Origin of the sequence: Pseudoalteromonas sp. J010 (assembly GCF_003934235.1) — a bacterium.
Lineage (GTDB): Bacteria > Pseudomonadota > Gammaproteobacteria > Enterobacterales > Alteromonadaceae > Pseudoalteromonas > Pseudoalteromonas peptidolytica.
In genome coordinates, this window is record NZ_RDBW01000001.1 from 21,261 (window position 1) to 41,901 (window position 20,641).

The 20,641-nt window shown below is 41.7% G+C and carries 17 protein-coding genes; 10 read left to right on the plus strand and 7 right to left on the minus strand.

Annotated features, from left to right (window positions below; genetic code table 11):
- The first annotated feature begins 362 nt into the window (after window positions 1–362).
- Both EAG18_RS00085 and EAG18_RS00090 read left to right on the plus strand, forming a co-directional pair.
- The gene (locus EAG18_RS00085; RefSeq protein WP_125250395.1) at window positions 363–2,060 is read left to right on the plus strand and encodes a hypothetical protein; all 1,698 of its coding nucleotides are present in this window, start codon (window positions 363–365) and stop codon (window positions 2,058–2,060) included.
- A gap of 319 nt (window positions 2,061–2,379) precedes the next feature.
- Window positions 2,380–4,392: a prolyl oligopeptidase family serine peptidase gene (locus tag EAG18_RS00090; protein ID WP_275557206.1), complete on the plus strand. Its 2,013-nt coding sequence runs from the start codon at window positions 2,380–2,382 to the stop codon at window positions 4,390–4,392.
- 165 nt (window positions 4,393–4,557) lie between these two features.
- On the opposite strand, the gene EAG18_RS00095 is transcribed toward EAG18_RS00090, so the two are convergent.
- The 4 genes from EAG18_RS00095 to EAG18_RS00110 all read right to left on the minus strand — a co-directional run bounded on the left by EAG18_RS00095 (window position 4,558) and on the right by EAG18_RS00110 (window position 7,651).
- Window positions 4,558–4,875, minus strand: coding sequence for a hypothetical protein (locus tag EAG18_RS00095; protein WP_125250397.1), 318 nt, complete (start codon window positions 4,873–4,875; stop codon window positions 4,558–4,560).
- A gap of 292 nt (window positions 4,876–5,167) precedes the next feature.
- Window positions 5,168–5,776, minus strand: a complete 609-nt coding sequence (locus EAG18_RS00100; protein ID WP_125250398.1) for a glutathione S-transferase family protein — start codon at window positions 5,774–5,776, stop codon at window positions 5,168–5,170.
- A 104-nt stretch (window positions 5,777–5,880) separates the two neighbouring features.
- Window positions 5,881–6,942: an NADP-dependent oxidoreductase gene (locus EAG18_RS00105; RefSeq protein WP_125250399.1), complete on the minus strand. Its 1,062-nt coding sequence runs from the start codon at window positions 6,940–6,942 to the stop codon at window positions 5,881–5,883.
- A 22-nt stretch (window positions 6,943–6,964) separates the two neighbouring features.
- Window positions 6,965–7,651: a type 1 glutamine amidotransferase domain-containing protein gene (locus tag EAG18_RS00110; RefSeq protein ID WP_125250400.1), complete on the minus strand. Its 687-nt coding sequence runs from the start codon at window positions 7,649–7,651 to the stop codon at window positions 6,965–6,967.
- Window positions 7,652–7,804: 153 nt separating this feature from the next.
- On the opposite strand from EAG18_RS00110, the gene EAG18_RS00115 reads away from it, so the two are divergent.
- Window positions 7,805–8,710 (plus strand): LysR family transcriptional regulator, encoded by a 906-nt coding sequence (locus EAG18_RS00115; protein WP_125250401.1) that lies wholly within the window; start codon window positions 7,805–7,807, stop codon window positions 8,708–8,710.
- Between the two features lie 318 nt (window positions 8,711–9,028).
- Here EAG18_RS00115 and EAG18_RS22285 read toward each other — a convergent pair whose 3' ends face one another.
- From EAG18_RS22285 to EAG18_RS00130, 3 genes are all read right to left on the minus strand, one after another.
- Window positions 9,029–9,301 carry a hypothetical protein gene (locus tag EAG18_RS22285; protein ID WP_275557195.1) on the minus strand — a complete coding sequence of 91 codons (273 nt, stop codon included), beginning with the start codon at window positions 9,299–9,301 and terminating at the stop codon, window positions 9,029–9,031.
- Window positions 9,302–9,466: 165 nt separating this feature from the next.
- Complete coding sequence (locus tag EAG18_RS00125; RefSeq protein WP_125250402.1) at window positions 9,467–11,311, minus strand: hypothetical protein; 1,845 nt, start codon at window positions 11,309–11,311, stop codon at window positions 9,467–9,469.
- Window positions 11,312–11,590: 279 nt separating this feature from the next.
- Window positions 11,591–13,120, minus strand: a complete 1,530-nt coding sequence (locus tag EAG18_RS00130) for a LytTR family DNA-binding domain-containing protein (RefSeq protein ID WP_125250403.1) — start codon at window positions 13,118–13,120, stop codon at window positions 11,591–11,593.
- Between the two features lie 146 nt (window positions 13,121–13,266).
- On the opposite strand from EAG18_RS00130, the gene EAG18_RS00135 reads away from it, so the two are divergent.
- From EAG18_RS00135 to EAG18_RS00165, 7 genes are all read left to right on the plus strand, one after another.
- The gene (locus EAG18_RS00135) at window positions 13,267–14,739 is read left to right on the plus strand and encodes an alpha/beta hydrolase (RefSeq protein WP_125250404.1); all 1,473 of its coding nucleotides are present in this window, start codon (window positions 13,267–13,269) and stop codon (window positions 14,737–14,739) included.
- Between the two features lie 128 nt (window positions 14,740–14,867).
- On the plus strand, window positions 14,868–15,176 hold the full coding sequence (locus EAG18_RS00140) for a hypothetical protein (protein WP_125250405.1): 309 nt from the start codon (window positions 14,868–14,870) through the stop codon (window positions 15,174–15,176).
- A 179-nt stretch (window positions 15,177–15,355) separates the two neighbouring features.
- Window positions 15,356–16,132, plus strand: a complete 777-nt coding sequence (locus tag EAG18_RS00145) for an ion transporter (RefSeq protein WP_241651731.1) — start codon at window positions 15,356–15,358, stop codon at window positions 16,130–16,132.
- Between the two features lie 503 nt (window positions 16,133–16,635).
- Window positions 16,636–17,412: a hypothetical protein gene (locus EAG18_RS00150; RefSeq protein ID WP_125250406.1), complete on the plus strand. Its 777-nt coding sequence runs from the start codon at window positions 16,636–16,638 to the stop codon at window positions 17,410–17,412.
- 271 nt (window positions 17,413–17,683) lie between these two features.
- On the plus strand, window positions 17,684–17,998 hold the full coding sequence (locus tag EAG18_RS00155) for a DUF6172 family protein (protein ID WP_125250407.1): 315 nt from the start codon (window positions 17,684–17,686) through the stop codon (window positions 17,996–17,998).
- 358 nt (window positions 17,999–18,356) lie between these two features.
- On the plus strand, window positions 18,357–18,860 hold the full coding sequence (locus EAG18_RS00160) for an RNA methyltransferase (protein ID WP_125250408.1): 504 nt from the start codon (window positions 18,357–18,359) through the stop codon (window positions 18,858–18,860).
- A gap of 146 nt (window positions 18,861–19,006) precedes the next feature.
- A complete protein-coding gene (locus EAG18_RS00165; protein WP_125250409.1) occupies window positions 19,007–20,440 on the plus strand; it encodes a serine hydrolase in 1,434 nt (477 codons plus the stop codon).
- Window positions 20,441–20,641: the final 201 nt, after the last annotated feature.

Consider the following 20,641-nt stretch of genomic DNA (forward strand, 5'->3'; position numbering starts at 1 on the left):
AATCTCGTGTAATACCAAAGTGTTTCACTCAGCACTACAATTTACTCGAGTAATATCAACAAAACTCATTTCTGTCACCGATGATAACTACAGACAAGCTCAGCTTATAGCAATTACATTGAGCAAATGAGCTTTTTTGATACGGGGAAGCCACGCTGTGCCATGGCTCGCTGCGGCAGAACTACCCATTCATGTTGGTAGGGCAAATATTATAACTTAATTTTTATAAATTAAGCCGTTAGCCAAGCGAGTATGGTACTTCCCCCCTTCAAATTGGTTTAAGCACTAATGCGATTACTATTCGTTTTGACTGGCGTGGCGAACGCTTTCTGTTTGTGTATCAAGTAACAAAAGGGAATATAATGAACATCAGTAACTCATCAACAGTAAAGGCGGCTGCACTAGTATTGTCTGCACTCGCGTCATATTCTGTAACAGCGAAAGCTGAGCCTTGGTACAAACAATCAATGTACAAAGGCCAATATACAGAGCTAAATACTTGTACCCAAACATATCCTAGCTATTGGCAAGACCCAAACCCCAAATTCACAAAGATGTGGGAAGGCCAAACTATTTCTAATGTACCAACAACGCTATGGGATGAAGGAATATTCGCACTCTCAGATAAATACCCACGAGAGCTTGTTATTGAACCGAAGAAAAATCAGCCTTGGTATGATGCCAAGTTTGATGCACTATTCGATGAAAGTACCTCACAACGAGAAAAAAGCAAGCTTGCCAAAGAATACATAAAGCTTGTTTATGCCTATGGCCTTGAAGGAAATATTGCGGGCAAAGGAAGAGTTGCTTCAAGAGACTTTGATACGTGTGAAAATAAATATAGACCTTGGTTCCACATTCCATTTCAAACTTACGATCCACTTTCAGGGCGAGAGTACATTAGGGGCTTAACACGTGAAGCTCCAGTCACTTTTTCGGTGCAAGATAGCTCGGGTACAGATGCCTCGACCATGTGGGCTGTCGGCTTTTATAATGCTACAGCAGCATACACTTTAGGGGAAGTGTGGCAAGAAGATGGCACAGCTAAATTACCAAAAAAAGGCGTACGATTCCACGAAGGTGCCGTCATTATTAAGCCATTATTTAATACTTCAACTATCGCTCAAATACCTGTGTTAGCAGGATTACCAAGCTGGAATGCCAATATCTCAGATCCCGCTTACTGTGAATGTAATGTAGCACCAGGAAGCAAAGATAAAGATGGTAACGAGCGCAAGGAATGTAACTTTATTGAAGAAAGTGAACAATGTAAGCGTAACAGTCAGGCTTGGGATGACGTAAAACTGCTTCAATTTGATGTCGCCGTCAGAGACGACAGAGCAAAAGATACAGGCTGGGTATACGGCACCTTTGTGGCGGACGGGCAACGCAAAGCAAACGTCAAAAACCCATGGGAGAAGATGACATGGCTAGGGCTAATGTGGGGTAACGATACGCCTGCAAAAGGCCACTTAGCGTTTAATACACCAGTGAATCCAAGAGAGAATGGCTTTTCAGAAGCAGTGATAAACTGGTCTTTAGTTGATGAACTTAACAAGTATAGTGGCAGTGCTATGACACGCCAAGTTGGACACCTTGGTTGTAACAATCGCTTGAATGGCCCTGCCGATAACACCAACAGCTCTTGTATGTCTTGCCATGGCACCGCTTCTTTACCTGATAGTAAGCGTAATACACCACTGATGATCTCACAGTTTGGAGAGCAAACGCCTGAATGTGCGGTACCGCTTATAAACAGCGACACATTGGGTAAAGATAGAGGTGGCGACACAGGTGAAATCCATGATGGTATTAACTTCGCACAAATCGATAGCCTGTACTTCGCCAATACGGGTGCAGGTGAGTCCTTTAATATTCGTGTCGATGGTAAAAGCCTAGCTCAGCCTCATTATGACTTTGCGCCGGACAAGAAAGAATGGATCTCTTTGGATTACTCAATGCAGCTTTCTATTTCATTGCAGCAATGGCTAGAGTGGGTTGAAAATCAGCAGCTAGATCCTAACGATCATGTTTTAAAAGATTTCAGAGGCCGCAATTAATCTGACTTTTTAGATAAAACACCCATTGTAAGGTAAACGAATGCCACGCTACTGTGTAGCTTTCGTTTACCTTTCATTCAAAAAATCCCACTTTCCAATCTTTCAAGCTATCAAATACTGCAGATAAAGCTGATCGCTTTATGCGCCCTACGCGGACAAAATGTAAATCGATGTAACTTTTTTGATAATATTACATTCCTATTTTTGCCATCAAATGATAAAAAGGACGAAATTAAGTGAATGTAGGAACATCATTTTGAAGAAACACATCGCTGCAGCTACTGCACTTTGCGCATTATCAGCAACCTCGGGTAAAACAATGGCAACACAGTCAGATCCTTACCTTTGGCTTGAAGAGGTCGAAGGTGAAAAACCACTTGAGTGGGTTAACAAACAAAATGAGGTATCTCTAAAGTATCTCCAAAGTAGTCCTGCGTATCAGAACATTTATCAAAATACATTAGATATTTTAAATGATCAGTCTCGCATCCCATACGCTACTGAACGAGCGGGTTATTACTACAATTTCTGGAAAGATGCAGATCATGTCAGAGGGATTTATCGAAGAACAACCTCAGAGGAATACAAAAAAGATAATCCAAAATGGGAGACAATCCTAGATCTTGATGCACTTGCTAAAGCCGAAGGCGAGAATTGGGTATACAGTGGGATCACGTGCCACTACCCCAAATACGAACGCTGTCTAGTGCGTTTGTCGCGCGGCGGTGCAGATGCAAAGGTTGTACGAGAGTTTGATATTCCAACTAAGTCTTTTGTTAAAGATGGCTTCTATTTGCCCGAAGCAAAAAGCACTATTTCTTTTTATGACGACAACTCGGTCTTTGTAGGAACCGACTTTGGCGAAGGCTCAATGACTGACTCAGGCTATCCAAGAATCGTCAAAATTTGGCAACGAGGAACGCCACTAAAGGACGCTAAGACAATTTTGGAAGCAAAACCAAGCTCAATTAACGTAGGTGGCCTTACAATTTATGACAACGACACGTCATATCACATGCTGTATGAAGCGACGAGCTTTTATACAAGGAATATCTATCAGATTAGTAATGGAAACAAACTAAAGCTTCCCATTCCCGAAGATTCAGACTTCTTAGGTTTAAATAACGGTAAATTCTTCGTGAAATTGAAGTCGTCATGGAAAGGATTTGAACAAGCAGAGGTGATCTACGCCAACATCGATGACATCAAAAAAGAAGACATCAAATTTTCCAGCCTGGTCARACCAACAGCAACACGCTCGATTGAATCGCTTGATTTCACTAAGTCCGCCATTCTTGTGACGGTCTTGGATGATGTGAAAAATAAAGTGTTCCGCTACGTTCCTAAAGCCAATGGCCAGTGGCAAGTTGATCAAGTTAATTTCCCTGAAACAGGTTCACTTTCTGTCTTCGATACCAATCCAGACAGAGATGATTTTTTTGTGGACTATTCTGATTTTCTCTCACCAGCTAGTTTGTATCTCGTGAATGGCCAGCCACTAGAAATCACCAAACTCAAAGGTAACCCCTCACACTTTGATTCAAGTAAGTTTGTTACTCAACAAAAGTTTGCAACATCAAAAGATGGTACAAAAATACCTTATTTTATTGTCCACAAAAAATCACTAAAGCTTGATGGTAAAAACCCAACACTATTATATGGTTATGGTGGGTTTGAAGTATCAATACAACCTTTCTATTCCGCCAGTATCGGCAAAAACTGGCTAGAGCAAGGGGGTGTGTTTGTGATTGCTAACATCCGAGGCGGTGGAGAGTATGGCCCTCGTTGGCATCAAGCTGCGTTAAAAGAAAACCGTCATAAATCCTATGAAGACTTTGAAGCCGTTGCCGAGCAGCTCATCGCTGACAAGGTTACTCAACCGCAACACCTTGGTATTCAGGGTGGAAGCAATGGTGGACTATTAATGGGTGCTGCATTTACACGTCGACCAGATTTATACAATGCTGTGATATGCCAGGTCCCTCTTCTCGACATGAAGCGCTTTAACAAACTTTTAGCTGGCGCAAGCTGGATGGGTGAGTACGGCGATCCGGATCAACCTGAGCAGTGGGAATACATTAAAGCTTACTCTCCTTATCACAATCTCAGTAAAGATAAGCAATACCCCAAAGTATTCTTCACTACCTCAACCAGAGATGACCGTGTACACCCAGGTCACGCTAGAAAAATGGTTGCCAAGATGAAAGACATGGGATTCGACGTACTTTACTTTGAAAATATAGAAGGAGGCCATGCTGGTGCTGCCAATAATGAACAACGCGCCATGGTTAAGAGTCTTGAATATGTGTATTTAATGGATAGATTAAAATAATCTGGTTAAATATTTTTATATATAAAAAGTGCTAGGACTATAGCCCTAGCACTTTAAAAAATAACATCTTGCTTTACACTATAAGTAAAACGTTCGAAAGCCTATGCTATTAGGATATCGATTACTCATCAAAAGCATCACTTTAAAATGAGCAAAAAACCAGGTTTAATATACTCTTAGTATATTAAATAATGGAAATAAAGTTTCATCAGTATCATGACACTTGTTGGTATTCTCTTCGCCATTATCTGATGTATAAACCACTGTTTTCCCAAGCTTCATTGCTGAATACAAGATACCTAGGTTTTTATAGTAATCAGGATGTGTTGGCTTTAGCTCGATAGTTTCGTGTTGCTCAGGTGTTATCCAAGCAACACCATCACTGTGCATATAAATACTATCAATTTCATCAGTGCAAGTAACAAATTTTGCTTGTGCAGTACCGGCTAAAAGCAACAGGGGAAGTAAAATAGCTTTCTTCATTGGATATTTCCTTATTATATTAATACCAATTTGACTTAATATTTGCTCAATTTGAAGGAGTAAACCTGACGCTAACAGCGTTAAAATTTCTTATTTAGAACAACTAAACAGCAAAATTTCACCTAGCTATCGACAAGATTTTCTCGCCTCAAAACAGACCACTTAATTAAGGCAATTGGTGATTTTTAAGCACGTTGTTGTGCATGCTAAAAATAGCCATCCCCTGTTTCATTTAAATGAAGAAAAGCTTACATTAAAATAACAACTAAGAAGATACCGTGGTATCTCACTTTTACCCTTGTTCCCGCGCTGCTTTATAAGCTGCTCGGTCATGGATCTTACTAAGGTATGCTTTAATATTTTTTCGCGTGCTAATTAACCCTATATTATCTGCAATATCTAACATCACCGTCATCATAATATCGGCCGCAGAAAACTCCTCCCCTGCAAAAAAAGCTTGCTCTGCCAAGGTGGCATCAATGTACGAGAAATCAACATCAATCTCTTTATTGATGTACGAGTCCATAGCTTGATCTCCTTGACGCTGTTCCATTTTCATCACTACTGATGCAATCACTGGTAACGCCAAAGATCCCTCAGCAAAGTGTGTCCACTCCAAGTACTTGTAGTATGCAGGTGTCCCGTGCTCGGGTCTCATTTGATCAGACTCAGATTTATCTAAAATATATTCTATTATTGCGCCTGATTCACATAAAGTATGTTCGTTATCCACCAGTACAGGCGCTTTTCCGAGCGGGTGGATCGCTTTAAGACTATCCGGTGCAAGATGCGTGTCGGGGTCGCGTTGGTGTCTGACAATGTCATACGTTAAACCCAGTTCGTTTAACAGCCAAATTACCCGCGTAGAGCGAGACGCGTTTAGGTGGTGTACAGTTAACATTTTGTTTTCCCTCATTTAAGCTTAGCTCTTAGCTGTAGATAAGTAATTTCTGTGGATATACTTATTCGTATTTGATTAAGTTACGCCTTAAAACTAACTAAGCGTTATACCAGCTCATCAGGGCCTAAACGCACAACAAGTTTGCCAAAGTTTTTACCCTCAAGCAGGCCAATAAACGCTTCAACAGCGTTCGCCATTCCGTCAATTAAGTGTTCTCTATACTTAATTTTTCCGTCTTGCAGCCACGGTAACATTGCTTCACTAAACTCATCAAAACGATGGCCGTAGTCATCAAAGACGATAAAACCTTGCATTTTTATCCGCTTAATTAGCAAAGTCGCCATCAACAAAGACAGGCGATCAGGCCCAGATGGCAAGTCTGTCGCGTTATATTGGGAAATAAGTCCACACAATGGGATCCGAGCGCTTGGATTTAAAAGCGGCAACACCGCATCGAACACCTTGCCACCCACATTTTCAAAATAGACATCGATACCCGATGGGCAAGCCTGAGCTAACTGCTCAGCGAGATCATCGCTACGATGATCAAGGCATCTATCAAAACCAAGCTCGCTTTCTGCATAGCGACATTTTTCTTCGCCACCAGCAATACCAATGACTTTGCAACCCTGTAGTTTGGCAATTTGTCCAACAAGACTCCCCACAGCGCCTGTTGCCGCTGCAACGACAACCGTTTCGCCTGCTTTAGGTTGACCTATATCCAGCAATCCCATGTAAGCTGTCAGACCCGGCATTCCTAAAACGCCCAAGCTGTATGATGGGTTGGGTAAATTGCTATCTAACTTAAGTAAGCCAGTGCCATCCGAAACGCTATAGTCTTGCCATCCACTCATCGCGAGTACCCAGTCACCTTGGGTAAATTTAGGGTTATTTGATTTTTCAACTCGGCATACCGTACCACCAACCATCACTTCGCCAATAGCTACCGGATCAGCATAGGATTTTGCGTCGCTCATACGGCCACGCATATAAGGATCTAAAGACAAAAAGACGGTACGAAGAAGCACCTCACCCTCTTTTAGCGTTGGGATCTGCGCTTCTTCATAATTGAAATTTTCTTGCGTTGGTGCACCATGCGGGCGTGACGCCAATGTGATGCGGCGATTCGATTGTGCGTTTTGAGCTCGATTTAGTGAATTGCTCATAATTGGCTCCTTTTACTAAATATTAGAGGTTTAGGTACGTCAGCATTTTCTCGGCGACAAGTTCAGAGCTCGCTGGATTTTGTCCTGTAAACAGTAAACCATCTCTCACCGCAAAGGTGTTCCAATCATCGACTTTTTGAAAATCAGCACCGCGCTTTACCAGTTCATCTTCTAATAAAAATGGCACCACTTCTGTCAGACCTACCGCAGCTTCCTCACTATTGGTAAAACCTGCTACTGCTTTACCTTTGACTAAATACTCGCCTGACTCCGTCATGACATCCATCAATACTGCTGAAGCATGACATACCGCACCGACTGGTTTTTTAGCTGCTAAAAAAGCGTTAATTAACTGAATTGAATGATTATTGGTTGCAAGGTCCCACAGCGGTCCGTGACCACCGGGATAAAATACGGCATCAAACTGTGCAGCATCCATGTGTGAAAGCACTTGAGTGTTTGCTATCTGCGCTTGCGCCTCTTTGTCATCGAAATAACGTTTAGTACTCTCAGTTTGAAAATCAGCCTCTTGGCTTTTTGGATCGATTGGTGGCTGACCACCTTTAGGTGAAGCAATCGTCACCTCAAGTCCTGCATCAATAAAAGCATAATAAGGCGCAGCAAACTCTTCTATCCAAAATCCCGTTTTCTCACCTGTCTCACCTAACTCTGCATGTGAAGTAAGTACCATCAATATTTTCTTTGTCATTACTTTTGCCCTCAAGTTGGATTTGCTACCACCATCTGGTAACGCTAAAGAATAGGATATGAGCTAAAACCCAATGTAACAATGCAGACAAAAGCTAACYCTTTGTTCAAACAATTGATACAATCTAATTTATCAAGGCGAGTTGGAGCGAATATGAACGTCTCTTTTGAGCAGCTAAAAAGTATGGTGGTATTTGCACAAGTTATTGAACAAGGAACACTAAGCGGTGCAGCAAAACAGCTTAACTTGTCCCGTGCTGTGGTAAGTTACCATGTCAAAAAGCTAGAAACACAGTTGGGTATAAAGCTACTTAACCGCTCCACGCGCACCATTTCTTTGACAGAAGCTGGCAGCGAATATTATCAACGCTGCCGTGTTATTGCCGAACAAGCGTTTGCCGCAAACCAACAAATAGAAAATTTAAAGAAAGAGCCAATTGGCCTAATCAAACTCACGTGTCCGGTTAACGTCGGCCTGCAAACCATCGTGCCTGCGCTGAACGAATTTAGTGCTAGGTATCCAAAAATTCAGCTCGATATTATGCTCACAGATGAAGTCGTGAATATCATCAAAGAAGGGATTGACCTAGCTATTCGTGGCGCCCCACTTCCTGACTCAGGACTGCAAGCCAGTAAGCTCTCAATACTAAAAACTTGTTTATGCGCGTCGCCGGAGTATTTGCGCAARTATGGCACACCAAAACACCCCATCGACCTTTATCAACATCGCTGGGTGATCTACAAACTCACTTCAGGTACCCTCACGTTAAGTAAAGGCAATCGCGCATACAGTATTACGATGAAAGGAGACATCAGCACAAATAATGCCGCTGCTCGCACGGCTTTTGTAGAGGGGGGACATGGTATTGGTCGTATTCCTATTTACGATGCCCGCCCCAAAATTGGTGCAGGCACACTCGTTACCATTATGGATGACTATGCGTTACCTGACATTCATGTTTACGGCGTGTTCCCCGAAGGCAATACTAACTCTAAAAAAGTGCGATTACTGCTGGATTTTCTAAAAGGATATTTTCAGCGTCAATTGGTTGAAGCGTAAGCCTTAACCAATTGCATCTTTCGCTTAGTAACTTTCAGAGGGTTTAGGTCCGTGGCGCTTTCCCTATTTGACAGGTCTGGGCTCTGCTATGCTTGGTTTTACCGTCAATACTTGGATAGGTAAATCACCTCCAACCTACAACTTGTCATAAAAATCTTTGTTACCCAGAATAAACTCACCTTCACGGGCGCCCTGAAGTTGGTAGCTTTACTCAACAAAATAGAAAGCCTCCTGATGCTGCACTTCCCGGTCATACTCGCCTTGGTGAACATAAGTGTTAGACTCGATTTTTTGTCAGTGATGGTGCCGAAAAGATATTTACCAAACTCTGTCGCCAATTCTTTTTCGTAGTAGTAACCAATACTTGATGGCAGGAAAAGCATACATTCCGCGGGGTATCAAAATAAATATAGCGCCAAAAATAACAGCCCCAATACCAGCACCGTGTTGCTCAGTTACCCCAATGAAAATGATGAATCCACCAACAATACAAAACGGCATACCAACGGAGATAAAACCCAAATGCTTGCCAATTGCAGCAAACAAAAACTGCAGCTTTGTAGAGAGTGATAACGATTTTTCCTTGGTCATAACAGAATATACTCGTTGCATGAAATTTATACTGCCATGATAATAAAGTGTTTAACCACTTTGGTCGAGTAGGTATCTCAGCTGGTGGATGAGATGCTAATGTTGAGTGAACAATGAAATCACAAAGATTAGAAGCTACTTTCTGACTTCATTGACTTTTGACACTTAAATGTTCTTAGCTATTAAATCGGCTTTCAACAAGCCACCTTTAGTAAACAATTTTGCTGAAAACTTAGGTTTTCTCCGTGCTCTATAGGCATCCAGAATTCGCTTTAGTCCATCAGCCTCCAGCAAAGAGATATTTACTTCAGTATCCATTTCCGCACTCTCAACAAAGTCATCAGAAAACGAGGGAGCGACGATTAAAACTTGAGCAACTCTTTTACCAGCACCTTCACATCTCCCTACGTATGACTTTACTTGTCTTGAGGTCGTCGAGTACTTTGCAAAATCCCCGTTTTTACATGTCTTCGCTTCGCCTACAATTACATCATCGTCACTCAATGAAATGAGAATATCAGTCTTATCTTTCGAGGTGTTGATCGAACGCCTCAAATCTTCATCTACTTCAAGACCTAATTGTTCAAATATTGCCTTAGTTACTTCTTCGAATTTAACTCCTAACTCGGCTTCAGCGACTTCTATATTTTCACTCTTCAATTTAGCCAAATCTCGTCTAGCTAGAGCACCATAATTATCAATCAGCTTGTCTGTTGCATCAGCAAAGCTGCTAAGGATATTTAGCCTTAAGTTTCCTCGCTTTTTAATCCCCATGCTTTCAACAACACTTTTCACTTCATCATTGGTCAACATATATAAAATATCATATGGTGTAATACTCAGCGCCCGCAATTTCTCGACATCTAGCTCCTCTTGTTCTTCAAGCTCGAATTCTTGTTTCAATATTGTAGCTAATGAAGGGAAGTGATTTTGCAACGTCGAAAATAGCGCTTTAAATCCTGTAGCACTTAAAGCATTAAACTCTCTCTCCGCGCTTTGATTTAGAGCATTTAAGATTAGATCTATACGTTCTTCTATCGTTGAACCAAATTTATCCAATTCTAAATCTAGATCTTGTATCAATGTTTTTAAGCGATCTTTACAATCGTTGACTGGCGTACCCTCGCTAAACATGTCCACTTTTAGGATTTGAGTGACCGGCAGCCCCAACTTGATTATATTTACGATCTTATCTTTTCTCTCAACACCACGAATTTTCTTTCTATGACTTTTAAGCACGTTTGAGAGCTCTGCATCAGTAAAGGTTCTAAGAATTCTTAGCAGATGCTTGTCGGCAAGTTCCTTTCCTTGTAGTCGGTGAAACAAACTTACAATTTCATCAGGAACGTATACGGTTTGCCTTTTTCTACTTACAAAAACCAGTCCAATTTCTCGTAAATCATTAATTGCATCTTGCACACCATTCTTGGGGATTTGATCAATCAAATGCTCGATCCCAGCTTGATTATCTGAGGTAACATCAAGGTGCTTAGCTAATACATTGAGAATACCGCGTTCATCATCCGTGATTTTCGCTTCTCTATTATTTCTTTCATCATTCGAATATGCTTCTTTTAGACAAGCATGATAGATTCCTAACCGTTTACCCTCGGAGAATATGTCATCATCACTGATACTTACAATTTCAGAACGCAATTCGTTAGCTTTGGAGTCAATGAGTGCCCATTCTTTTGTATATAAAGACTCAATCCAATTAACCCTAGCAATGCAGTTTCCATCTCTACTTAGAATATTTGTCAAAAGAGTAGCTTGAGCTCCCAACATCGCTAATTGCTCTTTTACCGACTTTTCAAAGTGAGGTAATACAATTTTAAATAGCTGAGTAATATCATTACTTGTTGCATTTTTAATTTGACCATCAAGTTTATTTAACTGATTTGCTATTTTGTTGTCGTGCTTTACAGCTTCTAGACAAATCCTATCTATAGCATTTATAAATTTTGACTTCTCGACTTGATTGAGCAGCGAAAGTACACTCGATAATTTCATGCGTTTCCTTAGTTTTTATTTTCCTTGGTTCTTCATTGCACAACGAAACTTTAGCATCTTAGCTAGTAAGGCTGCGCTTATTTACTAAATACACTACTAAAGCCGCGACGAAAACTCACTATTTTTTTACATTTACATAAATAAAATTAAATCTAGATCTAACCAGTCAACTATAGAGGCACAAAGATATATTTATGAACAGAAAATGTCATATGAGAAACTTAAATCAAAAGCTATAATGCCCTTTGTGATATGTGATCTAATTACAATATTAAAGGTTTAACTGAAGTTATTAGACACCGTTTTAAGTGTCGCTCTAACCGATGAGACAAGCCGACGACTGACGGGAACGCTTACCCCATTCGTTAATTTCAAGTTGCTCCGATTATTATCACTTTCTAACGAAGCCACTTCGTTTAGATTGGTTAAATAAGAACGGTGTGTTTTTACAAAAATAGAGGGCAAAGTAAGTTCAAGTTGTTTTAGTGAGCCTGTAAACAGCTTCTGCGTGGTGTCTTTCATATGCAGCTCAACATAGTCCCCTGCCGCTTTACAAAACGCAATATCTGTTAGCACAACATAGTCAGTTTTACCTGCAATACTGACTTCCAGTTTAGACGGAGACTGAAGTTGTATGTTCTGCGCGAGTTTAAACTCAAGCTTGGCAATATGAGCTTGATCACTACTCAGCTGCACTTGCTGAGCACGATACTCTTTCGCCTGGCGAATGAAAAGGTAGGCTAGCAAGACTGCAATGATCACAAAATGAATAATTTCGTGGAAGCTTGATGCAACAAATAGCACGGTTGCAGCCACCAACAACTGCACCACAAACCAAGCCGCCAAATTATTGTTTGTGGCGCGTCGCCAACAATAACCTAGCTGGACTAGGCTAACGAGTAATGGCACAAAGACTCCGGCCGTGGTTTTAGAGTCAAAGCCTGGCGCAAAAATAACAACAATAAGCGTGACGAATGTACCGATATAAATCCAGTGAAGAGCGTGCTTTTCTGCGACTTTTAAGGAGCTATATACAAGCAACAAAGTGCCAAATAAAAACGATAAGCCCGTCACGGTCAACAGTCGAATATCATGCCATACATAACTATAGTCAACTAATCCTCGCGATATTTCAGCACTGAGCTGCATTGCCGCAAGCAGGCACAGTACGGCAAATATCCGAACGCTTGTATTGCCATAACGACCAAAGCTCAGACTTTTAAAGTACAACGCGCCCAACAAAAAGGCACCAACCAAAATCAGGCCCAAGCCACTAAATGATTGAATATACTGCTTAGGATCGCCAAATTGCCCTAGCCCAATAAAATGAATTGGGTATCCTAATGAAATAAGACTATGCTGTGCGGACAGACCAAACACCAGTTGATTGCTTTTCTCTATAAGTGAGTCCGGCAAATAAAATACGCTGTCCATTTTGCCTATTTGCTCAGCTTTATCTACGGCAGGAAAACCGCTGTTCCCTACCTTACTACCATTTAAAAAGACTTCGCTTGATGTTTTAGCAAATAAATACAACCCAACGGGCTTTGGTATTGAGGCTAATTTCGCTCGCTCAAATTCGATTAACACCCAAACAGCCTGATTTTGCGGGTCAACCTCAGATAACTTCGCTCGGTGACATTGCGGCTCAGTAAACTGTGGAATTTCTTTTGGCGAGACTGACCATGGGCAAACTGTCACGGCTTGATCATAAGAAAATGGCAACAAAGGTTGACTGGCATAAGCCTTACCTACAGCGCCCGAGCAACACACAGCCATCACTAAATAAAGTACAAGATTAATATTCACACTCTACCGCTTTTCCTTTTACCGTTCGTCGGCCTTTTACTACCGCTGAGCCTACAAGCCAATAAATATCAGCCACTCATAGAAGTTCACTTCCCCATAAAGTTGCCATGGTATTCAATAAAAACAAACTATTAAGGAGTAATACTATGCGATCAACACACACATTAATAGCCGCGTTAAGCTTATTTACTTGCTTATGCGTAAGCGCTGAGGAAGGTAGCGATAAGCAAGTGCTGTACAGCAATGAGCAACAAATCGAATTTCAAGCCAACAGCGGAGAAACAACGGATGCCATAGCTGGGCACCTCTGGGTGCCTGAAAACAGGAATAACCCCAACAGCAACAAGATTAAAATTAGCTATGTGCGCTTTCCTGCAACCGGCAGCAATAAAGGTTCCCCTATCGTATATTTATCTGGTGGCCCCGGCGGTTCAGGGATCGCGACTGCCAAGTGGCGAAGATTTCCGTTATTTCAAGCGCTAAGAGAGTTTGGTGATGTTATTGCGCTAGACCAAAGAGGTACGGGGCAGTCAGAGCAAGCCACTCCTTGCGTGTCTAGTGAACACATTGCGCTTAGTTCTGTTACCACTGAAGCGCAAATTGCAGACCGTTACCGCAAAGCCGCATTACAATGCTTTACTCAATGGAAGTCCCAAGACATTGATATATATGGTTATAATACCGAGCAGAATGCACTAGATATAAACGACTTACGAAAACACCTAAAAGCTGACAAAGTATCACTTTGGGGGATCTCTTACGGCAGCCATCTGGCACTCAGTGCTATAAAAGCGATGCCAGCGCATCTCGACAAAGTAATTATCGCCAGTGCTGAAGGGCTCAATCAGACCGTTAAACTACCTCACCGAACCGATCAATACTTTGAAAGAGTTCAAAGTATTATCAATCAACAAGCGCTTAAACAACAAGTTTCGGACCTACCCACTTTGATGCGCCGAGTGCACAGTAAACTTGAGCAACAGCCTATTACACTTCAAATTACACAAAAAGACGGCTCAAAGACCCCCATGTTATTTCAAAAGCATCATATTCAGTCGTTAGCTAGCATGATGATTGCCGATCCTAACCAATATCTTGCCATGCTAATTCATGTTTATTTAGGTTTAGATAACGGCAATACCGAGCTGTTAAAACATGTTTTACAGCGTGGAATGTTTACCGATGAGCCCATTACATTCAAACTGATGCCGCTGGCGATGGATGTGGCTTCAGGGATCACCGCTAAACGCCTTGCAAAAGTGACAACCCAATCGCCAACAGCCTTGCTTGGCGACAAGCTTAACTTTCCAATGCCAACACTTCACTTGATAGATAAAAAACTAGATTTAGGTGATGATTTTAGAGCCGCTCCCCTATCTAGCATCCCAACTTTATTGTTTACAGGGAGTCTAGACGGTAGAACGTATCCAGAAGAACAACTTGAAGCTGTGAGAGGACTTACAAATTTGACCCAGATTATGGTCAACAATGCGGGCCACAACCTTTATACAAGCTCACCCTTGGTGCTCGCCAGAATGCAAACATTCTTAAGCGGAAAACCCGTCAACACAGAAGCAATCCAACTACCGCTGCCAAAACTTACGCTGTCAGCACAGTAACTCAAAAAAAGCGACTCAAAGTGAATTGAAAAAGCAATTCACTTTGAGTGTGCAACCACCAACAAAGTTGTTGATAGCCCAAAAGCTTGGGTATAATTGGGCTTTTGGCCTCTTACATCCATAGCATTATGAAAAAGCTCTCAAAAGTACAAGAAAAACAGCAAGCCTTGGTACTCACCATTGCAGACAAGCTTGAAGAACAAGCTCTAGCTGAAATTCCCGGCATGGTGCAATGCTGGTTTGATGTCGAATATCACTTGTTCCCCGGCTCATTAATACTCTTTTTCCAATTTGAGAATGAAAAAACATTGGAAGCTGCAAAACCAGATCTCCTAAAATGGCAAAAACGTTTAAGCGCCGCCATGCTAAAAAAAGGGGTGATTTTAAAAGWTATGCGTAAGCACCTCACCTATACCCTACTCGGGCCGGAGGATTAGTTGATAAAACCAAGATTTCAATCACTCCCCAAACAAGTAACTTAGTCTACTGCCACGGCTTTTAGAGCAGTTGTATCGTGTTTTGGTTATTTTAATCTTGAAAAACCATGTTTTGCCCTACATTATGGCGTACCTATTTAGTTATTCGTTTTACACACATGACACCTTCAAACAATGTAATGTCAAAACTGACTGCGCTCGTAGAAGCAAAACCGTTTCAGAACTTTCTTATTGCGGTAATTTTGTTTAATGCTGTGACATTGGGACTTGAAACCACCCAGTTTGGCAAAGACAATGCAGCGCTACTGCATAAAATTGACCTAGTCATATTGTTGATTTTTACCCTTGAGCTGGCGCTAAAACTGATTGTTTATCGCGTAAAGTTTTTCAAGTCTGGGTGGAACATCTTTGACTTCGTTATTGTCGCTATCTCATGGGCTCCCTCAACCGGTGCTTTGTCGGTGCTGCGTGCATTCAGAATTTTACGGGTTTTAAGACTTTTCTCTGTCGTCCCTCAGATGCGCAGAGTTATTGGTGCGCTAGGACACTCACTACCGGGTATGGCTTCGGTCATTGGTGTACTTGGTATTGTATTTTATGTGTCTGCGGTTCTCACCACAAAATTATTTGGCCAGCATCCAGATCCTAATATGCAGGAATGGTTTGGTTCGATTGGCGCGTCCGCTTACACGCTCTTTCAGGTGATGACACTAGAGAGTTGGTCAATGGGAATTGTTCGCCCGACTATGGAGTTATTCCCACAATCTTGGTTGTTTTTTGTGCCGTTTATTATTATCACCAGCTTTGCCGTGCTCAACCTCTTTATTGGTATTATTGTCGATGCAATGCAGGTAATGCACGAGGAAGAAGGCAAGCCAGAGCAAGTATTAGCAACCAGAGAAGATGTTTTGCGGGTTGAAGAAAAACTCGACCAGCTCCTAAAGCACAAAAAATAGGTAGCTTTCTAACAACACGATACTAAAAACTTAGTGAAGTGCTCTATTTTGAGTTGAGAAGACGTGTCGCAGCGCGTTTTCTTCTCCTTTCCTAGCTATTTCAAAAATAGCCTTTTGTGCGCGCACTCTAGCAAAAGCATTTTTTCTTTAAGCAGTTCACTGAGTAGTTATACCAATTATCTTAATTGATTGGTCTATTTTGAGGCGTGAAAACCTTGTCGATAACACCGCTTCCGCGCCCTGCTCACGCCGAGGTACCTACGTCCTGTAGGCAAGGCAAAAATTTTGCTATTTAATTGTTCTAAATAAGAAATTTTTAACACAGTTAGCGTCAGGTATACTCCTTCAAATTGAGCAAGTATTAAGGTTGATTGGTATTATATCCTGTGACGCCCCTCAATACCGCCAGTGGCGGCACCTTATCTCTCAAATTGGTTGGAGAATCAATCCAATTAGTTTAAGCTGCAAAATGCTAGATAAACCCCAAAAGAGAGGAATAGACGTTGGATAAAAGAATTGAGCCTGAGCTGCCAAGTATTACACCCGATTTAGATCAGGTTGAGGCGTTTAAAGACTCTCTCAATCAAACAAATAACAAGTTACCCGCATCAGCTGCTAACCCCTCAGAATCAAAATCAGTAACAAACCAAAAAACAGGTATCATCGGCTGGATAAGTATCGCTGCTATTGTTGCCTTGGCAGTAGCAGTGTTTGGGCTGTACAAGCAACTATCAGAAGCGCAAGCTCAATTACTAGCTTCAACAACGCGTATTGCCCAGTTGGAGCATACTCTTTCAGCGACTGATGAAGAGATGGATCTGTCGGCAGGTGCGATGCAAGCCAAGCTTGCCACACTTACAGAGCGCACCGATGAGCTATGGTCACAAATGGATAAACTATGGGGCTCTGCTTGGCGTCGTAATCAATCGGAAATCAAACAGCTCAAATCACAGCTTGATAGTGCGACTAAGAGCCAATCTGGTATCAATGTAAAAGTGAATACGCTATCACAAAGCCAGACAGAAATGGGACTTAAGCTATCGCTATTAGAAGAGCAGCAACAGTCAGCAGAAAACCTGAAAAGTCAAATTACCGCTTTAAAAAGTACCGTAGACGAATTAAACACCCAATCACAGAGCCGAGATACTAAACAGATAGAACTCGGTAGCAGCCTTGCGCAGCTTGAAATGACTCAAGCCGCAATTTCAGAAAAGCTAGAGCAATTATCATTAAGATTAACGTCAACAAACTCAAATCAAACTCAACAAAAAACAGATTAATCTGTAACGATAGCGATGATACAAGCTCTGTTAGTTGTCTGCGCACCAGCGCAGTCAACTAACACTAACTTTCTCGATACAGTAAAGTCCGTAACGGCTTAAAATCTTTTGAGTGCACATAAAGTTCCTCGCCAGTTCGTAAAATATATCGTAAAATACTCTATTACATTTCTGTATTGRTTTAAGCGTAGGCTTTATGCTCAAATCAATACAAATTATCTACTCAGGCATACTGTTTTGCCGATTGAGTATTTTTTGCTTGAAGGCAATTATGAAAAAAACATTTGAACTAATTCACCCAAAAATCAAACTTGAAAGACGCGTTGACGCAGTAAAGCATGAGCTTAAAAAATACTTAAAGCGCGAACGCAATAAAACATTGCCTAGCGGTGCTGATTATTGGGATTTTGACTGTAAGTTTGGCAATACAGAGGCCGAAGCTGAACCTGTACACGTATCACAACTAAACAAATTAATCGATAAAACACAAACAGAGAATTTGACCTCTTTTTATGTTGAGATCCTAGCAAAGCCATGCGTCAGAAAGTCAAACGAACTATCTGACGATGAATTAGAAGACGAGTAATTCGAGTCACAACCGACCTACAAAGCTACGTTTTGTGGGTCGAGTTTTAGCTCAACAGCCATAATCTCCTCTCTCCCTCCTCAATACACTGACACAGCGCTAATTAACCTGAACTCGATGTTAGAAGTGAGTTATACCAAGCGCTATTAGCAGCCGTCGAAGTTGAAAAGATACTGGAGGCTATGTCAATCGGGGCTAGAACGGATAAACCCGCTCATAAAAAGGCCGAATATATGGCAGCTACGAGCTTTGAAACTCTATCTTATAATCGCAAAGAGTCCAAATACGGTAATACATGATACAATCACCATTAGCGTTTTATGGTGGTAACACTGCCTTTTAGTGAGAATAGAAAAGTATGAGCAAATCGTTTGCAGCAATTGGATTAGTCAACCCTAAATCACCTACCAATGTTGGAGGAGTATTGCGAGCTGCGGGCTGTTATGAAGCTCAGGCTGTCTATTTCAATGGCAATCGTTATGCAAAAGCGGCCAAGTACCACACTGATACTAAAAATATTGCCAATAACATTACCGTCAAACATGTTGATGACTTTATTTCGTTAAAAGCCCCCAGTCGTGCGCTCGTATGTGTAGAATTGGTTGAAGGCGCCACCCCCCTACCTCAGTTTGTTCACCCTAGTGATGCGCTATACATTTTTGGCCCAGAGGATGGCAGCCTACCACAAGAACTTGTTGATGCCGCAGACGCCGTAGTGTACGTACCAACCACCGGTTGCATGAACTTAGCCGCCACCGTCAACGTGCTGTTATATGACCGCATGGCAAAGCGCTCAGTAGAATTTAATGCCGAGCAGATCCTCACCAGTAGAGACACAAATAATCGCCTGATTGTAACTTAACTTTTACTCAGAGCGGCTCACATCGAATAGGCCGCTCTTTGTCGTCTTCGTCACCAACACAGCCACCCACTCTAAATACCTCCCCTAATTACAACTACAGAAAAAACGTATATATTTCAAAAACAATAATAAATTAAGGAAGAATAATGAAATATCAGCTCTCAATTTTAGCAATGTTGGCGGCTTGGCTTTTGCCACAGCAAAGCCAAGCCAATAGCCATAAAATTGAACATATCGCCTCTAACCTCTACCCGCATGTTCGCATCACCACAGAGCAATACCAACCTCATAGCATAATGACCTCAATGACTAAACATAAGCTACCAGGCTTAAGTGTTGCGGTGATCAAAAATAGCCAGGTTGTATGGGCAAAGGGATACGGTATTGCTAACAAAGAAACCAATACTCCCGTTACAACCGAGACTTTATTCCAGGCAGCCTCAATCAGCAAACCTATTGCTGCGCTTGCGATATTGCATTTGGCACAATTAGGTAAAGTTGATTTAGATACAGACGTAAACACGTACCTAAGGTCATGGAAAGTTCCAAAAAGCGAATTTGGCATCATTACGCTGCGTCACCTATTAAGTCATACATCTGGCCTGACTACTACTTCATTTCGAGGTTATGCTCGTGGGGAGGTACTTCCGACGGATGTTGATATACTCAATGGTAAAGGCAATAGCACTGCTGTGACGGCCACTTTACCTGCTGGGCAACAATTTCAATACTCTGGTGGCGGCTACATGGTTTTGGAAGTGTTATTGCAAGATGTGACGGGTAAATCATTTGCTGAATATGTAGATAAGACCGTGTTGACTTCTTTGGGTATGACACAAAGTACATTTGCTCAACCGCTTCCCAAATCACGGTGGCATGAGGCCAGTGCAGCTTTTAATTTCGAGGGTAAGCAATACCAAGGCGATTGGTTTAATCAGCCAGAGCAAGCCGCAGCAGGGCTTTGGACAACGCCAACTGATCTCGCTAAATATGTTATTGCCGTACAAAAAGCCAAACARGGCACAACAACAGGTATTATCACCCCAAACCTAGTAAAAGACATGCTCACTATGCACCACAAAGATATGGGATTAGGCCCTCAGCTTAGAAAAAGCAAACAGGGACTGATATTTGCACATTCAGGAAAAAGCTTTGGCTACAGCAACCGCTTTAACGCATACGCAGACAAAGCAGATGGCATGATAGTAATGACCAATGGCGATTCAGCACGTCCAGTGGTAGCAGAGTTACAAAACGCCATCAATGATCACTTCGCTTGGGATCTATCATCTCCTTTGCTTATTACGCCTTTTAATATGAGCGACACCCTACGTAATGATCTGATTGGTGAATATGTCTGGGAACATGACAATACATTTAAAATGCGTATCGTGCGAAAAGAAGACACATTTGAAATACACAACCTCGTAGAGGGAGGAAAGTTCAAATTCATTGCCGAAGCACAAGATAGTTTAGTGGCAATAAGTACCGGCGTAAAAGTCCAAGTTGAAACTGATGAAAGAGGTAAAGTTACCGCTATTATATGGGCACAAAGGCATCGCTTAATTAAGGCTGGATGATCTTTCAAGTTTGTTTTTGCAGCCGTTTGATTGGTACTTATACAAGGCATAGCCTGCGTAGCATAGTTACTCTATGTGAGTCAGGCGACAACGACTTTGTGCTCCTGCAAAGTCACCTTACTTCACCCCCTTGTGGGGGGGAATAAAAATCAAATACTAAAGGCCAACAAGCCCCAAACATATCTAATAAAATGCGTGGTT